Genomic DNA, 17,721 nt, shown 5'->3' with positions numbered 1-17,721 from the left:
AGAGATCCGGCAGCGGCCGCTGGCACGGTCGCCGCATGACAGACAGGACGGACGTGCTCATCGTCGGCGCCGGGCCCACCGGCCTCACCCTCGCCGTGGAGCTGGCCAGGCGCGGGATCGCGCACCGCGTCGTCGAGCGGGCGGCGGCGCCCTCGGCGGGCTCCAAGGGCAAGGGCCTGCAACCGCGCACGCAGGAGATCTTCGACGATCTCGGGATCATCGACCGGGTCCTGGCCGGGACGACGCCCTACCCGCCCATCCGGGTCAGGATCGGGCGGCTGCCGGTCTACCAGGGCCGCATGCACAGGCCGGCGGCGGCGAGCGACGAGGTGCCGTACCCGATGGTGCGGATGCACCCGCAGTGGCGCACCGAGGCGGTGCTGCGGGAGCGGCTGGCCGAGCTGGGCGGCGAGGTCGAGCACGGCGTCGAGCTGACCGGCTTCGCGCAGGACGCGGAGGGCGTGACGGCCCGGCTCGGCACCGGCGCGACGCTGCGGGCCGGATACCTGGTCGCCGCCGACGGCGGCCGCAGCACGGTACGCAAGGCGCTCGGCGTCGGCTTCACCGGCGAGACCCGCGAGGAGGAGCGCATGGCCCTCGGGGACGTGCGCGTCGAGGGACTGGACCGGGAGCACATCCACGCCTGGGTGCGGCCGGGCAGGGGGATGGTGGCGCTCTACCCCATGGCCGGCACCGACTGCTTCCAGTTCATGGCGCCGCTGAGGCCGGGCGCGACGCCGGACCTGACACCGGCCGGCTTCCAGCGGCTCTTCGCCGAACGCTCGATGCTGCGCAGTGCCCATGGTGTCCGCATCACCGAGCTGCTGTGGTCCTCCCTCTACCGGGTCAACATCCGGCTGGCCGACGCCTACCGCGCCGGACGCGTCCACCTGGCCGGGGACGCCGCCCACGTGCACTCCCCGGCGGGCGGCCAGGGGCTCAACACCGGCGTCCAGGACGCCTACAACCTGGGCTGGAAGCTCGCCCGCGCGCTGACCGGCGGGCCGGCGTCGCTGCTGGACACCTACGAGGAGGAGCGCCGCCCGGTCGCCGCCCGCGTGCTCGGCCTCAGCACGGACCTGCACGACAGGAAGTCGTACAAGCGGGACGCGGAGACCTACCAGCTCCAGGTCGGCTACCGGGGCGGCTCGCTGGCCCGCGCGGGCGGCGAACGGGTGCCCGACGGGCCGCTGCGGCTGGCCGACGGCTCCCGGGCGCGCATGTTCGACCTGCTGCGCGGCCCGCACTTCACGCTGCTGTCACCGGACCCGGCGCCCCGCGTGCCGGGCGGGCCCGAGGTGCGGGCGTACGCCCCGGCCGAGCCGTACGGCGGGGTGCGGCACACGCTCGTGCGCCCGGACGGCCACGTCGGGATCGCCACGGACTCCGCCGCCGAGCTGGCCGGCTACCTGACGCTGGTGTGACGGCGCGATCACCCGCAGACGGGCCGGTAGGGCAGCGCGGGCACGTACGTCCGCCATTCCCGCTCGGTCAGCGCCCGCCCGGCGCGGGCGCAGACCGTCCGCGCCACCAGTTCGGCGACGGCCGGGACGCGTCCGATGGTCCCGCCGGCGTCCACCGTCAGGACGTGCGACCCGTCGGGGGTGAAGGCGACCGACAGCAGCTCGCCCTCGTCGCGGTCGAGGCCGCCGCCCGGGTCCGCGGACAGCCCGAGGTCGACGCCGGTCCTCGGGTCGATCAGGCGGACGCGGCCCTGCCCGGCGTCGGCCGCGACCAGGTCCTCGACCGGCGAGTACGCCGCCGTCCCGGCGAAGGAGAACCCCTCGGTGTCCTCGACCAGCCGCCGGCCGCCCGCGTCCCACGTGCTCAACCGCCCGCGCGAGTCGAACACGACCACCCCGTCCCCCGCGTGGGTGAAGCGCACCCAGGCGCCCAGGACGTCCTTGCCGAAGACGCCGAACGGCGAGCCCGCGGCCCGGCCGTCCGATGCCCGCAGCAGGCGGACGTCCAGGCCGGTCACCGCTAGCCGCCCGCCGTCGGGCGCGAACGCCAGGTCCACGACCCCTCTCACGCGCGTGCTCCACAGGCGGCGGCGGGCCCGCCAGTCCCAGAGCTCGACCGCGTCCTCGCCGTTTCCGGGGCCGTCGAGCACGAGCGCGAGCCGGCCGCCGTCGGGGCTGAAGCGGACGAGCTCGGGCTGCGCCTTCCCGGTACCGGCAGGGAAGCCGCCCACGGGCTTCCGCGTCGTGGTGTCCAGGACGGTGACGTCGTGGCCGGACGCCAGCGCGACGTCGTGCCCGTCGCGGCTGAAGCCGAGCGCCTGCGCGGCGGGCAGGCGGCCGGACGTGCCGCCCTGGACCTGGCGCAGGGTGCCGTCCACGACGAGGTGCAGCCCGTCCTCGCCGAGGTCGGCCCGCTCGTACGGCGGCCCTTCGCTCGGCTCGTTCAGCAGGTCGGCGACGTCCACGGCGAACACCTGGTCGCCGACGAGGTAGCGGAAGGTCGTCCCGTCGAAGGCGGCGGCCGGACGGGTGCCCGCCTCGCCGTCGCCGCGCACCGGGACGACGCTGAGCAGGTGGCTGTCGGGCAGGCGCCAGAACTGCACGGTGGCGTCGGTGACGGTGGCCAGCAGCCGTCCGCCGCGGTCGAAGACGGGATCGCCCTTGTTCCAGGCGCCTTCCGTGCCCTCGCCGATCTCCTCCGTCCAGCCCTCCTTCGTCTGGGTCAGGGTCAGGGTGCCGTCGCCCGACGTGGCCAGCCACCGGCCGTCGGGGCTCAGCGTGCCGCGCCTGGCGGCGGGGTCGGCGGCGTCGGCGACGGTCCACTGCTCGCTGTTGTCCGGCTCGACGATCACCTTGCGGCCCTCGTGCCGGCGGACGGCGTTCTCCCAGCCTTCGACCAGGTCCTTGACCCGGTTAACCGGCCAGGTTCCGACCGGCCGGCCGGTCCGGGCGTCCCACGCGCGGGCGCGGCTCTCGGTGGCGGCGACCAGCGTGCGGCCCGAGGGGGACAGCCCGATGTCGGACACCGGGCCGCCGCCGAGGCCCAGGCCGGAGATCAGCGCGATGCGGCGGCCCGTGCGCACGTCCCACAGCCGCGCCTGGTCCTGGCCGACGCTGAGCAGCGTGTGCCCGTCGGCGCCCAGCGCCCGCAGGGTGCTGCGGGCGGCGGCGGGGTCGCGGAACATGCCGCGCTCGCGCTGCGCGAGCGCGGCGGTCATCGCCGCCCTGGCCTGCGGCGTGGGCCGCAGCCGCCAGGCGGCCACGGCGAGCAGCCCGGCGAGCACGGGATCGCTGCGCCCGGTCGCCTCGGCGCGGGCGGCCAGGCGGGTGGACTCCGACGTCATCAGGCGGTCCTGCAACTCGTCGGCGCGGGCGGCGGCGAGCCTGCTCTGCTGGATCGCCAGGCCGCCCGCGACCAGCGCGACGACCAGCAGCCCCGCCAGGCTCAGCGTCAGGAGCCGGGCGCGGCGGGCCCGCCGCTTGGCCAGCCGCGCCGAGGACTCCAGGAACTCGCGCTCGGCCTGGGACAGCCTGATGTCGCGGCGGGCGGTCGCGGCCCAGCTCAGGGCGTCGTCGAGCATCGTGCCGTGGAACAGGCCGCCGTCCCTGCGGCCGCCCTCGTCCCAGCGCCGGACGGCGGCCAGGATCGGGCCGTGGACGACCAGCCCCTCCTTGTTGGCCTCGATCCAGCGGCGCAGCCGCGGCCAGGCGTGCGGCAGGGCCGGACGGGCGAGCCAGACCTCGCGCCCGTCGCGGCCCAGCAGGTACGCGAACACCTCCAGGATCCTGGTGACCGCCGGCGTCTCGGCCGCCGGCCTGCCGGCGACCAGCTCGTCCAGGGCGGCCTTCCGGGTGGCCAGCTCGCCCTGCGCGTCCACGGTGAACAGGCGCAGGAACACCTCGGGCGCCAGCTCCCGTTCCGCCGGGGCGAGCAGCGCGTAGGAGTCCTCGGCCAGCGTGCCGAGCGCCGGGTCCGCGGCGGCCTCGGCGACGCGGGCGGCCTGTCGCCCGCGTTCGAGCAGCCGCGCGGTGTCGAGCCCGCCGTCCCCGCTGACCAGCGCGAGCAGGAGCTGACGGGCTTCGGGACGCCGGCCGGGCTCCTTGCTCAGGGCCGCCGACACCAGCGGGCGCAGCGAGTCCGGCAGCGCGGCCAGGTCGGGGGTGGCCGACAGCACCCGGTGCATCACCCCGCCCAGGCTCTCGGCCTCGAACGGGTCGGCGCCCGTGGCCGCGTACAGGACGACGCAGCCCCAGGCGAACACGTCCGCGGGGGCGCCGGCCCGCTGCCCGCCGAACACCTCGGGCGCCATGTACGTCGGCGTGCCGGTCACCAGACCGGTCGCGGTCAGCGACATCTCGGCCGTCCGCGCGATGCCGAAGTCGATGACCCGCGGGCCGTCCGGGCCCAGCAGCACGTTGTCCGGTTTGAGGTCGCGGTGCACCACGCCGGCCTCGTGGATGGCGGTGAGCGCCGTCGCCACCGCCGTGGCCAGTCGGTGCAGGTCGCCGCCCGCGAAGCGGCGTCCGGCGGCGATCGCCTGGCGCAGGCTGGGCCCGGCGACGTACTCGCTGACGATGTAGGGACGCGGGCCGTCCAGCTCGGCGGCGAGCACGCGGGCCGTGCAGAACGAGGCGACCCGCCCGGCCGCCTCGGCCTCCTTGGCCAGCCGTCCGGCCTCGTCGCCGTGCAGCACCTTGATCGCGACCCGGACGCCGTCCTCGGCGTAGGCCTCGTAGACGACGCCCTGGCCGCCGGCGCCCAGCCGTCCGGCGAGCCAGTAGCCGCCCAGGCGCTGGGGATCGTCGGCGGTCAGCACGTTCACGGACGGTTGGATGCGGTGATCGTCCGGAAAGTTGTGACCATTTTTTCCGATTTATCGGGCCTTGACATTCCCTCGATGACAGGACCTAAGATCGCCGCCGTGCTCATGACCTTGACGCTCAGCGCGGCGCTCGTCCTCACCGGAACCCCCGCGCAGGCCACCAAATCCGTGTCGTTCCAGGGCTTCACCATCCAGGTACCGGTCTCATGGAAGGTGAAGAAGGACCCGGTCGGAGGGCTCGACGTGGTCACCGGCGCCTGCTCGAAGCAGGCGATGGAATGCCCCGGTTTCTCCATCGGCGGCCGGCAGGCCATCGCCTACGCCTCCGAGGGCGGCCCCTACCGGGCGGGGCAGCCGTACCACCCCAGCAGCGGGGTCATGGAGTGCGTTCCCGACAAACGTTACGTGGAGGGCGTCGCGCCCCTGAAGCCCTCGCGCGCCGCGACCGTACAGGTGGGGAAGGGGCATCCGGCCCGCTTCACCGAGTGGAAGCTGACCTGCCAGACGAAGACCAGCAAGCCGACCTCGGTGGCCTACACCCAGCGCATCTGGTACCTGCGCAAGGAGAAGGTGCTCGTCGTCGACCAGTGGAAGACCCCCGGGCTCGGGGACATCCTGGCCAAGGCCGTCTGGCGGTGACCCGGTTGCCCGCGCGCCCTGCGGGCAGGAGATCGTCATGCGCAGCAAGCGGCTCTCGACCAACGAGGAGCAGACGTACGCGGTCGTCCTCGACCCCGGCGACGAGGTGGTCCGGAGCCTGACGGAGTGGGCGGCCGGCAACGGCATCCGCGCCGCCCGCCTGACCGGCATCGGCGGGTTCCGGCGGGTCACGCTGGGCTTCTTCGACCCCGAGGCGCTCCGCTACGACCCGATCCCGGTGGACCGGCAGACCGAGGTGCTCTCCCTGATCGGCGACTTCGCCATGCCCGACGACGACGTGGGGCCCCACCTGCACGCCCATGTGGTCGTGGGCCTGCCGGACGGCACGACCCGCGGCGGCCACCTGCTGGGCGGCGAGGTGTGGCCGACGCTGGAAGTGATCGTCACGCAGTCACCGCGCTACCTCAGGCGCCGCCACGACCCCGCCACCGGCCTGGCCCTCATCGACCCGGACTGACCCGGGCAGACCCGGCCCACCGGCCGGTGGCCGGTCCGGTGGTGGCCGGTCCGGTAGTGGCCGGTCCAGGGGCGGCCCGGCGGTCACTCGAAGTCGTCCGGGTTCAGTTCCTTGAGGCGTTCGAAGCGCTCGCGCTCCTCGTCGTAGGGCTCGTCGTTCTCGGGGCCTTCGAGGTCGGCCGCGGGCGTCTCCTGGTTCTCGGACTCTTTGCGTCGCATCGTCATCCCCCCTCAGGAAGACGAGGCGCGGGGCTCCCCCGCGCCCACCCCTCCGGCTACCCCTCCGACCTGCGGGCAAACGGGCGCCGACATCGGATGTTGACCGGCTCTTGTGCAGGCTCGTGGGGGCCCTTGGCGCGTCCATGGGGAGGTTTCCGGGCGATTGTTCCGCCTTTCTGAGGAGATGTACGTGCCCACCAAACGTTCCACCAAGCCGACCCGGTCGAAGCCCGACAGCCAGCCGTGGCTGCACGTGAACGGCGTGGAGATCCAGGAGTACGGCACCGTGCGGATGTTCCCGCTCGGCCTCTCCCGCGACGCGCGCGAGTACTCCTGCCAGCGCCTCAACCAGATCCTGGCCGACACCCAGATCCTCTACAGCCTCTACAAGAAGCACCACTGGCTGATGCGCGGCCCGACCTTCTACCAGCTCCACCTGCTGCTGGACAAGCACGCCTCGGAGCAGATCGCGCTGGTGGACGAGATGGCCGAGCGCGTGCAGACCCTCGGCGGCGTCGCGGTGGGCGATCCGCGCCACGTGGCCGAGATCACCGTGATCCCGCGCCCGCCGAACGGCTGCGAGGAGGTGCCGGCCATGCTCTCGCGCCTGATCGAGGCGCACGAGACCATCCTGGTGGCCGCCCACGACGCGGCCAACCGGGCGCAGGAGATGGGCGACGACGGCACCAACGACCTGCTGGTCTCCGACGTCATCAGGACGAACGAGCTGCAGACCTGGTTCCTGATCGAGCACCTGGTGGACACCCCGCTGGTGGAGAAGCCGGACAGGTGACCGGGGGCCGGGCCCGGTAAGCCGGGACTCGATCGCAGGTGAAGGAAATGTCTGGATTTAGGTGGACATCGCCGTACGGGCGTAACAGTTCATTCCGGGCGCGGTAAGGCACCGCATCGAGCCTGCGCCCCCGGGTACGGGAGGAATCGCGGGCCCTCGGGCCCGCCGGCGACCCGCCAGAGCGCGCCGCCACGAAAGCGCGCCTCACCAGCGGGACGCCCCCTGACCAGGGCCGGCCCCGACCGGGCCGCCCTGACGGGGGCTACTTCTGACCGGGAGCGACGGAGAACGACATGACCGAACCGCTGACCTCACGGCCCGCCCCCGCACACGGCGTCGCGGGACGGGAGCGGCGGCCATGAGCCTGTCGGACCGCGAACGCCGCATCCTGGCCGAGATCGAGCAGGATCTGCGCTGGCAGGACCGCGACTTCGCCTGCCGCATCGACGCGCTCAACGCCAAACCGGCCCGCCGCCGCCGCTGTCCGGTGACGCGGCGGGAGATGGCCTTCATCCTGATCATCGTGGTCGCGATGACGCTGCTGTCGGCGGTCGTGTTCGTGGCGGCGGGCCGTCCGCGCACCCCGCCCGCGCCGCGCCCCACGCGCGAGGTGGTGACCACCTCGCCACAGGTCACCCACCATTGAGCGGGTGATCGACGGCGGGGCCGCTCAGGACGGCGGCGGGGCGACCGAGGCGCGGGTGACCAGCCGCGAGCGCAGCGTGTGCACGTCGTGCCGCGGCTCGCCGCCGTCGAGCACGTCGAGCAGCACCTCCGCCGCCTTCGCGCCGAGCTGGTGGACCGGCTGCTCGATCATCGTCAGCGGCGGGTCCATGACCGCCGCCCACGCGCTGTCGTCGAAGCCGATGAGCGAGATGTCGGCCGGGTAGGACAGCCCGGCGGCGCGTACGGCCCGCAGCGCCCCGGTCACGGCGTCGGTCTCGGTGCAGAACAGGGCGGTGGTGCGGTCGGGCAGCGCCAGCATCCGGGACACCTCCTGGGTGGCCCACTCCTCGGTCTTCGGGCCGGTCATGACCAGCTCGGGGTCGAAGGGGATGCGGGCGTCGTCGAGCGCGTCGAGGTAGCCGCGCAGGCGCTCGCCGTCGGTCCACACGTTGCGCGCCTTCTCCAGCAGCGCCCGCCTGGTCACGGGCGGGTCGACCGAGGACGGCCCCCACACGAACCCGATGCGCCGGTGGCCGGCCGCGATCATCACCTCGACCGCCTCGCGGGCCGCGCCGCGGTTGTCGATGACGACCGTGTCGAGGTCGAGCGGCGTGACCGCGCGGTCGACGAGCACGATCGGGATGCCCCGGCCCATGGCCGCCCTGATGTGCTTGACCTCGTCGCGCCCCACGGCCGCGGAGGCGATGATCACGCCGTCGACCCGCTTGTCGATGAGCACGTCGGTGGCCGCCACCTCCTCGTCGAGCCGCTCGTACGTGCTCAGCACGATCGTGTCGAACCCGCGGGCGCGCGAGGCGTCGGAGATGCCGCGCAGGACGCCCGCGAAGAACGGGTTGCCGATGTCGGCCAGGATCACGCCGAGGGTGTGACTGACCCCGGTGGACATGCTGCGGGCCAGGGCGTTGGCGCGGTAGCCGAGCTTCTCGGCCGCCGCCAGCACCCGTTCGCGCAGCTCGGGGCTGACGTAGCCGTAGCCGCCGAGGGTGCGGGCCGCGGTGGCGCGGCCGACGCCGGCCTCGGCGGCCACCTCCGAGATCGTCGGCCGGCCCGACTGGCTCCGGTCGGCTGCCATCGAACGGGTTCCTCGTTTCTGGGGGGTCGCGGGCACGCCCATGCTAGTCGCGCGGGGCGGGCCTGCCGAAGCCGAACGCGCCTTCGACGAAGCACTGCTCGTAGGCGGTCTCCGCACCGGCCAGCAGCGCCCGCTCGATCCTGCCGCAGCCGGGCGCCACGCCCTTGCGCCAGCCGTCGCGCAGCAGCGAGACGGCGAACCCGGCCAGGAACGCGTCCCCGCAGCCCATGGTGTCGACGATCTTGCCCGGGTCCTCGACCAGCCGGGCGGGGGCGGCGACCAGGTCGCGGCCGTCGTAGGCCATCGCGCCGTCCACGCCCCTGGTGCCGAGGGCCAGGCGGGCGCCGCTCGCCACCACCCGGGCCAGCAGGTCGCGGGTGCCCGCCTCGTCCAGGTGGGAGCAGGACAACAGCACCAGGTCGGCGTGCGGGCAGACGCGGTCCAGGTAGGCGGGGGCGCGGTAGTCGTCCTCGCTGGACAGGTCGAAGCTGACCAGGGGACGCAGGCCGGCGAGCCCGGCCAGCTCGTCCTCGCTGCCGGAGTAGACGCTGGAGTGCACCAGGTCGAACGAGCCGGCGTAGGCCAGCAGGTCGCCGGCCAGCGACAGCGGCTCGCGCACGGTGACGCCGCCGCCGTTCCAGCCCAGGAAGACCCGGTCGCCGTCGTCGACGCGCAGCCGGGAGACGCCGCTCTCGCCGGGACGCACCACGCAACGGTCGACGGCGACGCCCTGCGCGGCGACGGCCTCGCGCAGGAAGCCGCCGAGGTCGTCGTCGCCGAAGACCCCGAGGTAGGCGGCCTCGACGCCGAGGCGGCCCGCGTAGACGGCGACGTTCACGCTGTTGCCGCCCGGATAGTCGATGCCCCGATCGACGAACCGGTCGACGATGTTGTCGCCGAAGCCGAGGACTCTCATGTTTCTCCTGTGCCGGGGGGTTCGGGGTGGGCAGGCCGTGGCCGCTCCCGTCCCGGCGGGCGGGAGCGGAGCGGCGTGGCGGTGGCCTAGTAGTCCATGACCCGGTAGTAGCGGCGCAGGTCGAGCGAGTGGTCGCGGACCCGTTCCAGGTGCTTGCTGACCCGGCCCATCACCGTGTCGAGCACGAGCGGCGCGAGCAGGCCGCGGAACTCGGGGCTGATGCCGTCGAGCGGGTAGTCACGGGTGTCGAAGACGGTGACGTCCTTGGAGACGCGCCGGGCGAACGCCTCCGCGCGGTCGGTGAGCGGGCGTGTCTCGTCCTCGCCCTGGAAGATCAGCACGCTCGTGTCCTCCTCCAGCAGCTCCAGCGAGCCGTGGAAGAACTCTGCGCTGTGCACCCTGGTGGTGCGCAGCCACTGCATCTCCTCAAGGATGCACATCGAGTACAGGTAGGTGAATCCCCACAGGTTCCCGCCGCCGATGAGGAAGTGGTAGCCGGTGTCCTTGTGTGCCTCGGCGAAGGCGGACGCCACCGGATCGGCCTGCCGGGCGACCTCCAGCAGCACGCCGGGCAGCCCGGCCAGCTCGCCGGCCAGCTTCTCGTAGCCCTCGAACTCGCCGCGGCGCGACAGCAGGCGGCCCATGAACAGCAACATCTGCTGGTCGAACGGCCATGCCTTCGGCTCGGAGACGAGCACGGCGTCCACGGCCTTGGCGATCGGCGAGTCGGGGTAGCCGGTGAAGCCGACCGTGTAGGCGCCCTTGTCCTTGACGTACTCGATCGCGCGCAGGCTGTCCTCGGTGGTGCCGGAGACCGAGGTGAAGATCGCGACCGTGCGCTCGCCGAGGCGGGCGTCGCCGGAGACGACCAGCTCGGCCGCGACGGCGGCGCGGACGTCGAGCGTCGAGCTCCGCCTGGCCAGGTGCTCGTAGGGCCACATCTGGGCGTACGTGCCGCCGGCGCCGACGAGCAGGAGGGTGTCGAACCCCTGGTCCACGAGCCGATCGACGAGTTCCTCGATCTGGGGGCGCAGGGCCACGGTGCTGGCCAGCTGCGACAGGAATTCCGGCTCGTTGAATCCGAGCATCTTCGCGTCCTTTCGGGAATGCTTGCGGGCCGGCGCCGCCCAGCGGCCTGATACCGGTATCACGCGGAGGTCACGGTGGCACAGGATCCGGCCACGCGTCAACACCCCACCTGCGAGAACCCGAAGCAGCCTGCTGTTTCATCTGGGCGAAAGGCCCGCCGGGAGCCGCCTGGAAAGAAAATCTTCCTCTGCGCTCTGGTACCGGTATCAGTTCATCTGTACAGTCAGCCAACACCCCCACCGCGGACCGGCAGGTCCCCCTCTCCCTCCGAGAGAAAGGAAGCCCATGCGCCCTCGCGCAATGACGTCGTTCGCGGCGCTCCTCGGGACGCTCGCCCTGGCCGGCTGTTCCGGCGGCGGCGACGGAGCGGCCAAGGCCCCCGCCGCCGACCTGTCCGCCACGCCCGACTTCTCCGGCACGCTGAGCGTCCTCACGAAGTTCGCCGGCGACCCGCTGCAGCCGTACTTCGAGGACCTGGCCGCGGCGTACCAGAAGAAGCACCCGGGAGTGAAGGTCGAGCTCATCCAGGAGACCGACCAGAGCGTCAAGGACAAGACAAAGACGCTGACCGCCTCCGACGCGCTGCCCGACGTCTTCTTCACCTGGAGCGGCAACTGGGCGGAGAACTTCGTGCGCGGCGGCCGGGCCGCCGACCTGAGCAAGGTGATCGGCCCCGGCACCGAGTGGGGCGGCACGTTCAGCCCCGGCTCCCTGTCGGCCTTCGCCTACGACGGCAAGTACTACGGCATCCCGCTGTACGGCAACGGCAAGTTCATGGGCTACAACAAGACCGCCTTCGACAAGGCCGGCGTCAAGGTGCCCGGCACGTTCGAGGAGCTGGTCGGGAGCTGCGCGGCGCTGCGCAAGGCGGGCTACGAGCCGATCGCCTTCGGCAACAAGGACGGCTGGCCCGCCCTGCACTACCTCCAGCAGCTCTTCGCCTACGACGTGCCGGCCGACGTCCTGCAGGCCGACTTCAGCCCGAAGACGGCCAAGCTCGACAACCCGGGTTACGTGACCGCGCTCAACCGGTTCAAGACCCTGGTCGACACCTGCACCGACACCGGCAAGGGCACCAACGGCGTGCTCTACAGCTCGGCCCAGCAGGCCTTCCACGACGGCAAGGCGGCCATGTACTACCAGGAGGTCCTAGAGTTCGACAACGCCACCGACAAGAACGGCCTCAAGCCGGACGACTTCGGCATCTTCCAGCTCCCGGTCCCCCGGAACGCGGCCGGCGACCCCAAGACCATCGAGGGCGCTCCCGAGGGTTACCTGATCAACGCCAGGTCGCCGCGGGCCGCGCTGGCCGTCGACTTCATGAAGTTCGTGACCTCCACGCAGAACGCCAGGACCCTGTCGGCGCCCCCGTACGGGCAGCCCAGCACGGTCGTCGGCGCGGTCACCGCCGAGACCTCCAGCAAGGCCGTCTACGAGGGCATGGAGCAGGTCAACAAGGCGCCGCGGCTGGCCGCGTGGCTCGACACCGTCACCGTGCCCGAGGTCGCCGACGCCTGGCTGGCCGGCGGCGAGGCGCTGATCAGCGGCGGCTCGACCCCCGACAAGGTGCTGGCGAGCGTCCGCGAGGCGTCGGAGTCGGCGAAGTAGGCCGGGCGGCCGGAGGGAGAGCATGCCGGTGCGTGCCATACGTCAACGGGCGCTCGGCCTGGCGTGGGTGGCCCCCGCGCTCGCGCTGGTCGTGGTGTTCGTCTACCTGCCGCTGGTGCAGAACTTCCAGTTCAGCACCCTCAAGTGGGACATCTACAGCGGCACCCAGGAGTACGTCGGGCTCGACAACTACCGCAAGCTGGTCGACGACCCGGTCTTCTGGTCCTCGCTGGGCAACAACGTCCTGTACGCGGTGGTCTCGATCGTCTTCCAGGTGTTCGGCGCGCTGCTGCTGGCCGCGCTGATCGAGGGCGTGCGCAGCGAGCGGTGGCAGCGCGGCCTGCGGGCGGTCTACTTCATCCCGTCGGCGATCTCCATGACCGTCGCCGGCCTGCTCTTCTACTTCATCTACGAGCCCAACCTGGGCCCGCTCAACCACCTGCTCAGGGCGATCGGCCTGGACGGCCTGGCCCAGGCGTGGCTGGGCCAGGAGAGCACCGCCATGTCGGCGATCATCGCGATGAGCCAGTGGCAGGGATTCGGCTACTCGACGCTGCTGTTCGCCGTCGCGATCCAGCGCATCCCCCGCGAGATCTACGGCGCCGCCGCCATCGACGGCACCGGCCCGGTCCGGCGGTTCTTCCACGTGACCGTGCCGCTCGTGCGCGAGATGACCGGGCTGATGATGATGGTCACCGTCTCGGGCGCCTTCCAGGTGTTCAACGAGGTCATGGTGATGACCAGCGGCGGCCCCGACAACTCCAGCCAGGTCCTGGGCACCTGGCTCTACCGCAGCGGCTTCGTGCGCAACAACTTCGGCTACGCCGCCGCCATCGCGACAGTGATCTTCGTCATCACGCTCGGCATCGCCGTGGGACAGATGTGGGTCACCCGTAGAAGAAGGGTGGAATGGTGAGTCGCCGTGGCTTTCTCGGCGTGATCGCGCGCGTGTTCCTCTGGGCGTTCCTGCTCTGTCTCGCGGTGGTCGTGCTCTATCCCCTGCTGTGGATGGTGCTCAACGGGTTCAAGTCCAACAGCGAGCTGTTCGGCAACCCGTTCGCGCTGCCGTCGAGCTGGAGCTTCGAGAGCTACCAGAAGGCGTGGAACCGGGGGGTGAGCGACTACCTGACGACGAGTGTGCTGGTCACGCTCACCTCCACGGTCGCCACCGTGTTCGTCAGCGCGTGGGCGGCCTACGGGCTGACCCGGGTGAACCTCCCGTTGAACCGGTTCGTCACGATGGGCATCCTGGGCGGGCTCATGCTCGCGCCGACCGTGGCGCTCGTGCCGCTGGTCAAGATGTTCCAGGCCATGGGGCTGTACAACAGCTTCTGGGCGCTGCTGATCCTCTACACCGCGTTCCGCGTCCCGTTCACGACGTTCCTCATCCGGGCGTACATGATCGACCTGCCCCGCGAGGTGGACGAGGCCGCCGAGATGGACGGCTGCGGCCGGTGGACCGCGTTCTGGCGGATCATCCTGCCGATGTGCAAGCCGATCCTCACCTCGACCGTGCTGCTGCACATCCTGTTCGCCTGGAACGAGTACCTGTTCGCGATGGTCTTCACCAGCGGCGCCGGCGTGCAGACGCTGCCGGTCGGCCTGACCAGCCTGATGAGCAAGCACGGCACGGACTTTCCCGTCGTCTTCGCCGGGATGGTGATCGCGGCGCTGCCCGTGGTGCTGCTGTTCTTCCTCGGCCAGCGCTACATCGTCAAGGGCCTCGCCGACGGGGTCGGGAAGTGAGTCTGATGTCTTTGTCACTGCGGCAGGTCACCGGTTCCAACTTCGCCTACCAGCACCTGCCCTTCGACCGCTTCCTCGACGACGCCGCCGCGCTGGGGCGCGAGCGGCTGGAGCTGTGGGGCGTCGCGCCGCAGCTGCACGTCCCGTGGCTGAGCGACGCCGAGGCGCGGGCGATCCGCCGCAGCGCCGCCGGGCGCGGGCTCACCGTCCGCTGCCTGACGCCCGAGCAGGTGGCCTACCCCGTCAACCTGGCCTCGCCGGACAGCCGGCTGCGGGCCGGGAGCGTGGCGATGTTCCGCCGGGCCGCCGAACTGGCCGCCGAGCTGGGGGCCGAGCTGCTGCTGCTGACCCCCGGCCGGGGCTTCGAGGACGAGCCGGTCGCCGGCGCCTGGCGGCGCTCGGCCGACGCGATCGGCGAGATCTGCGCGTACGCCGGGACGCTCGGCGTGTCATGCGTGCTGGAGGCGTTGCAGCGGGTGGAGTCCAACCTGGTCAACGACGCGCCCACGCTGGCCCGCATGATCGACGAGGTGGGCGCCCCCAACCTGGGCGCGGTGCTGGACACCGTGGCGATGGCGGCGGCCGGGGAGGGCGTGGACGACTACTTCGACGCCCTCGGCGACCGGGTCAGGCACGTGCACCTGGTCGACGGCTCCCCCACCGGGCACCTGGCCTGGGGCGACGGCGAGCTGCCGCTCACCGCGTACCTGGCGGCGCTGGACCGCAGGGGATACCGGGGAGCGATGACGTTCGAGCTGTTCGGGGCCGGGGACTACGCCTTCGACCCGCGTCCCGTGGTGGAGCGCTGCCTGGCCTCCGTACAGGCAGCGCTCCCGGGAGCCTCATAGCCCGCCGGCGGCTCCGGGCAGGACCAGCTGTCCCCAGGACCGGCCGGGATACTTGGCCACCGGCCTGGCCCGGCCGGTGCGGACGTCCACCGCGTACGCCCGGGTGTCCGGCCCGACCTCGACGGCGAGCGTGACCTCCGACGGGCTCTGCCAGATCGTCGCGTCGTCGATGCCCGCCCTCTTCGGCAGGCCCTTCACGGAGACCTTCCGCAGGGTGCGGCCGGTCCTGGTGTCGAGCACGGTGAGCCTGCGGGTGACGTACTCGGGCTGGGCCTTCTTGCCGGGCGGGAACTCGAAGGCGACCACCGTGCGGCCGTCCGGGGCGAGCTCGCTGAACATGATGAAGACGCCGTCGAAGCGCACCGGCCTGCCGCCGCCGGTGACCGGCATGAACAGCAGGTCGGTCCTGCGGTAGCGGACCAGCTCGGCGACGCCGTCCTTGATGGCGACCGGCTCGTACACGCCGGGGACGGGCACCGTCCCGCCGGTCCGCACGTCGATCAGCAGGCCGGGGTCCTTGGTGCCCTCGCGCGGGTCGAAGGCCAGGTGGCGGCCGTCGTCGGAGACCACCAGCATGGAGCCGACGCCGAGGCGTTCCTCCTTCACCTTCGCGGCGGAGACCGTCTCCACGCCGGTCACCATGTCGCGGACGACGTGCGCCCCCGCGTCTTTGTCGTAGTAGGCGAACATGCGCCCGTCGCGGCTGACGGCGACGGGCACGCGGCGGTTCCGGGTGGTCGTCCCGAGCGCCTGGGGCACCCGGTACGTCTTGCCCGCGCTCGTGACCACCCGCCACTCGTCCGGCACGCAGTCGGGCAGCGGGTCCTTTCCCTTGGGGGGCAGGCAGGTCTCCAGGTAGGCGTGGCTGAGCGTCCCCACCTCGCCCGCCGGCAGCACGGGCACTGGTGCCTCCTGCGGCGCGGCGGCCGGCGTCCGCCGCGGCCCGGCCATCAGCACGGTCGCCGTCACCCCGGCCAGCACCGCGATCGTCGCGACCGCCGCCAGCGTCGCCGTGGACCGTCGCCTGCGCCGGTACCCGACCACCGCCAGGTCGGCCAGGTCGGCCAGGTTCGCCGGGGGAGCCTCCTCGGCCAAGCCGTTCAGTGCGTCACGCAGTCTGGTCATCGGGCCGCCTCCTGAGCGATTCGCGAGTCCATGAGGTCGGGAGCGAGTTCGCGCAGGCGCGCCAGCGCGTGGTGGGTCTGGCTCTTCACCGTGCCGACCGCGCAGCCGAGCACGTCGGCGGTCTGGGCCTCGGTGAGGTCCTCCCAGAAACGCAGGACGATCACCGCCCGCTGCTTGCGCGTCAGCTTGCCCAGCGCCTGCCGCAGCACGATCCGGTCGAGCGCGTCGTCGTCGTAGGTGACCGCGCGCTCGGGCGGGTCGGCGCTGGGCAGCTCGGGGTCCGGCCGGCGCCGCCACGAGATGTACTGGTTGACCAGCGCCTTACGCGTGTACGCCTCGGGGTTGCCCTCGCGCGCCAGCTTGTGCCAGTGCCGCACGACCTTGACCAGCACGCTCTGGAGCAGGTCCTCGGCCAGGTGGGGGTCGCCCACGAGGAGGTAGGCGGTCCGCATCAGCGCCTGTTGCCGGGCGATGACGAACTCGCGGAAGCCGTCGTGAGCGTCCAATGTGGTGTTCTCCCTTCGCCCGTTCCCAACGCGGCCGGCCGGGCGGAGGGTTGCAGGGTTCGTCCCGGAATTTTCTGCGAAATCACCGGGCCCGCTGGGCGGGACGGCGTCCCCAGGTGGCCCAGCGCCACAGCCACTCCAGCGGGCCGAAGCGGTACCGGCGCAGCCAGAGGGTGGACCACACCCACTGGACGGCCAGGATGACGGCGGCGATCCCCACGATCGTGCCCAGCGACCAGTGTTCCGACCGGCCGCCGACCACCTTGCCGATGACCAGGACCAGGGCGGTGGCGCTCAGGTAGTTGGTCAGCGCCATGCGGCCCAGCGGGGCGAAGACGGCCCGCAGCAGCGGGCGCACCGGGGTCCTGAGCAGGACGAGCAGGACGCACACGTACAGGCCGGCCATGAGCAGGCCGGACGTGGCCATCGGCAGGGGGACGCCCGATGCGCCCGCCTGCCACGACAGGGCCGGGACGGTGGCCGCGGCGAAGAGCAGGGCCAGGAGCGCCGGGACGCGGGTGGAGCTCTCGATCCGGTCGATCACGCCGTACCTGGTGAGGGCCGAGCCCAGCAGGAACAGGCCGGGGACCAGCATCGTGCCGCCGCTGAAGACGACCATCGCCGCGACGACGAGCACGGCGGCGAGCCCCGCCACCGTCCAGCGCGGCAGCCACGTCGAGGGCAGCAGCACCACCAGGCCGACGACCGCGTAGACGGTCAGGATGTCGCCGCGCCACAGCAGGAACATGTGGACCAGGCCCATGCAGGCCAGCAGGAGGAGCCTGCGCAGCAGCAGCGCCCGCGGGTGGGGGACGCGGGCCGAGGCGGAGTCCAGCAGCAGCGAGAACCCGACGCCGAACAGCAGCGAGAAGATCGGGAAGAAGCGCTGCTCGACGAGCAGGCCCAGCCAGCGGGCGGTGTCGTCGAGCACCACCTCCTGCTGGGTGACCGCCTCGATGCCGACGTGCGAGATCGGCTGGACGTTGGCGAGCAGGATCCCGCACAGGGCGAACCCGCGCACGACGTCGAGCGCGATGATGCGCGACCGCCGGGGAGCGGCGGGCGGTGTTTCGTCATGGGGCAGGGGGCGGGCGGGCCGCGTGTCGTCGTAGGGCATGGGGCCTCATCCTGCGGCGGGCGGCGGGGCGCCGGGAGGGTCGAAAGCAGGGTTCGGACCGCCGCGACCGTACTTTCGGCCGGTGTGCCGGGC

At 72.4% G+C, this 17,721-nt stretch carries 17 protein-coding genes; 9 read left to right on the top strand and 8 right to left on the bottom strand.

Annotated elements, in window-relative coordinates; translation table 11 throughout:
* Window positions 1–35: 35 nt before the first annotated feature.
* Window positions 36–1,424: an FAD-dependent monooxygenase gene (locus ACWCSU_RS03005; RefSeq protein ID WP_449933173.1), complete on the top strand. Its 1,389-nt coding sequence runs from the start codon at window positions 36–38 to the stop codon at window positions 1,422–1,424.
* A gap of 8 nt (window positions 1,425–1,432) precedes the next feature.
* Here ACWCSU_RS03005 and ACWCSU_RS03000 read toward each other — a convergent pair whose 3' ends face one another.
* Window positions 1,433–4,786 (bottom strand): WD40 repeat domain-containing serine/threonine-protein kinase, encoded by a 3,354-nt coding sequence (locus ACWCSU_RS03000; protein WP_449933171.1) that lies wholly within the window; start codon window positions 4,784–4,786, stop codon window positions 1,433–1,435.
* 75 nt (window positions 4,787–4,861) lie between these two features.
* Here ACWCSU_RS03000 and ACWCSU_RS02995 point away from each other — a divergent pair, with 75 nt between their 5' ends.
* Together ACWCSU_RS02995 and ACWCSU_RS02990 are read left to right on the top strand one after the other, a co-directional pair.
* On the top strand, window positions 4,862–5,425 hold the full coding sequence (locus tag ACWCSU_RS02995; RefSeq protein WP_357702740.1) for a hypothetical protein: 564 nt from the start codon (window positions 4,862–4,864) through the stop codon (window positions 5,423–5,425).
* A 37-nt stretch (window positions 5,426–5,462) separates the two neighbouring features.
* On the top strand, window positions 5,463–5,903 hold the full coding sequence (locus ACWCSU_RS02990) for a PPC domain-containing DNA-binding protein (protein WP_449933169.1): 441 nt from the start codon (window positions 5,463–5,465) through the stop codon (window positions 5,901–5,903).
* A gap of 83 nt (window positions 5,904–5,986) precedes the next feature.
* Here the strand turns inward: ACWCSU_RS02990 and ACWCSU_RS02985 are convergent, their stop codons facing one another.
* Window positions 5,987–6,121 carry a hypothetical protein gene (locus ACWCSU_RS02985; RefSeq protein WP_449933167.1) on the bottom strand — a complete coding sequence of 45 codons (135 nt, stop codon included), beginning with the start codon at window positions 6,119–6,121 and terminating at the stop codon, window positions 5,987–5,989.
* A 190-nt stretch (window positions 6,122–6,311) separates the two neighbouring features.
* Here ACWCSU_RS02985 and ACWCSU_RS02980 point away from each other — a divergent pair, with 190 nt between their 5' ends.
* Complete coding sequence (locus ACWCSU_RS02980) at window positions 6,312–6,914, top strand: Dps family protein (protein WP_357702746.1); 603 nt, start codon at window positions 6,312–6,314, stop codon at window positions 6,912–6,914.
* A 358-nt stretch (window positions 6,915–7,272) separates the two neighbouring features.
* Window positions 7,273–7,560: a DUF3040 domain-containing protein gene (locus ACWCSU_RS02975; RefSeq protein WP_357702748.1), complete on the top strand. Its 288-nt coding sequence runs from the start codon at window positions 7,273–7,275 to the stop codon at window positions 7,558–7,560.
* Window positions 7,561–7,584: 24 nt separating this feature from the next.
* Here the strand turns inward: ACWCSU_RS02975 and ACWCSU_RS02970 are convergent, their stop codons facing one another.
* The 3 genes from ACWCSU_RS02970 to ACWCSU_RS02960 all read right to left on the bottom strand — a co-directional run bounded on the left by ACWCSU_RS02970 (window position 7,585) and on the right by ACWCSU_RS02960 (window position 10,677).
* Entirely contained in the window at window positions 7,585–8,673 is a 1,089-nt protein-coding gene (locus ACWCSU_RS02970; RefSeq protein WP_449933164.1) for a LacI family DNA-binding transcriptional regulator, read from the bottom strand.
* A gap of 43 nt (window positions 8,674–8,716) precedes the next feature.
* The gene (locus tag ACWCSU_RS02965; RefSeq protein ID WP_449933162.1) at window positions 8,717–9,589 is read right to left on the bottom strand and encodes a PfkB family carbohydrate kinase; all 873 of its coding nucleotides are present in this window, start codon (window positions 9,587–9,589) and stop codon (window positions 8,717–8,719) included.
* 86 nt (window positions 9,590–9,675) lie between these two features.
* On the bottom strand, window positions 9,676–10,677 hold the full coding sequence (locus ACWCSU_RS02960) for an SIS domain-containing protein (RefSeq protein ID WP_357702754.1): 1,002 nt from the start codon (window positions 10,675–10,677) through the stop codon (window positions 9,676–9,678).
* Between the two features lie 286 nt (window positions 10,678–10,963).
* Here ACWCSU_RS02960 and ACWCSU_RS02955 point away from each other — a divergent pair, with 286 nt between their 5' ends.
* Genes ACWCSU_RS02955 through ACWCSU_RS02940 form a run of 4 tightly spaced genes read left to right on the top strand, consistent with a single transcriptional unit; the run spans window position 10,964 to window position 14,880 of the window.
* Window positions 10,964–12,286 (top strand): ABC transporter substrate-binding protein, encoded by a 1,323-nt coding sequence (locus tag ACWCSU_RS02955; protein WP_449933160.1) that lies wholly within the window; start codon window positions 10,964–10,966, stop codon window positions 12,284–12,286.
* Window positions 12,287–12,314: 28 nt separating this feature from the next.
* A complete protein-coding gene (locus ACWCSU_RS02950) occupies window positions 12,315–13,202 on the top strand; it encodes a carbohydrate ABC transporter permease (RefSeq protein WP_357702758.1) in 888 nt (295 codons plus the stop codon).
* The gene (locus tag ACWCSU_RS02945; RefSeq protein WP_364089505.1) at window positions 13,196–14,032 is read left to right on the top strand and encodes a carbohydrate ABC transporter permease; all 837 of its coding nucleotides are present in this window, start codon (window positions 13,196–13,198) and stop codon (window positions 14,030–14,032) included. The genes ACWCSU_RS02950 and ACWCSU_RS02945 overlap by 7 nt, the downstream gene beginning before the upstream one ends.
* Before the next feature lie 5 nt (window positions 14,033–14,037).
* Entirely contained in the window at window positions 14,038–14,880 is an 843-nt protein-coding gene (locus ACWCSU_RS02940) for a sugar phosphate isomerase/epimerase family protein (RefSeq protein WP_449933157.1), read from the top strand.
* Here the strand turns inward: ACWCSU_RS02940 and ACWCSU_RS02935 are convergent.
* From ACWCSU_RS02935 to ACWCSU_RS02925, 3 genes are all read right to left on the bottom strand, one after another.
* Window positions 14,875–16,005 carry a hypothetical protein gene (locus ACWCSU_RS02935; RefSeq protein ID WP_357702764.1) on the bottom strand — a complete coding sequence of 377 codons (1,131 nt, stop codon included), beginning with the start codon at window positions 16,003–16,005 and terminating at the stop codon, window positions 14,875–14,877. The genes ACWCSU_RS02940 and ACWCSU_RS02935 overlap by 6 nt on opposite strands.
* Window positions 16,002–16,511: a SigE family RNA polymerase sigma factor gene (locus ACWCSU_RS02930; RefSeq protein WP_357702765.1), complete on the bottom strand. Its 510-nt coding sequence runs from the start codon at window positions 16,509–16,511 to the stop codon at window positions 16,002–16,004. Before ACWCSU_RS02930 ends, ACWCSU_RS02935 begins: the two co-directional genes overlap by 4 nt.
* A gap of 82 nt (window positions 16,512–16,593) precedes the next feature.
* Window positions 16,594–17,628, bottom strand: a complete 1,035-nt coding sequence (locus tag ACWCSU_RS02925; RefSeq protein WP_449933154.1) for a DUF418 domain-containing protein — start codon at window positions 17,626–17,628, stop codon at window positions 16,594–16,596.
* Window positions 17,629–17,721: the final 93 nt, after the last annotated feature.

The sequence above is a fragment of the Nonomuraea sp. NPDC001699 genome, from assembly GCF_053596455.1.
This window is presented reverse-complemented; position numbering and strand designations above follow the sequence as displayed.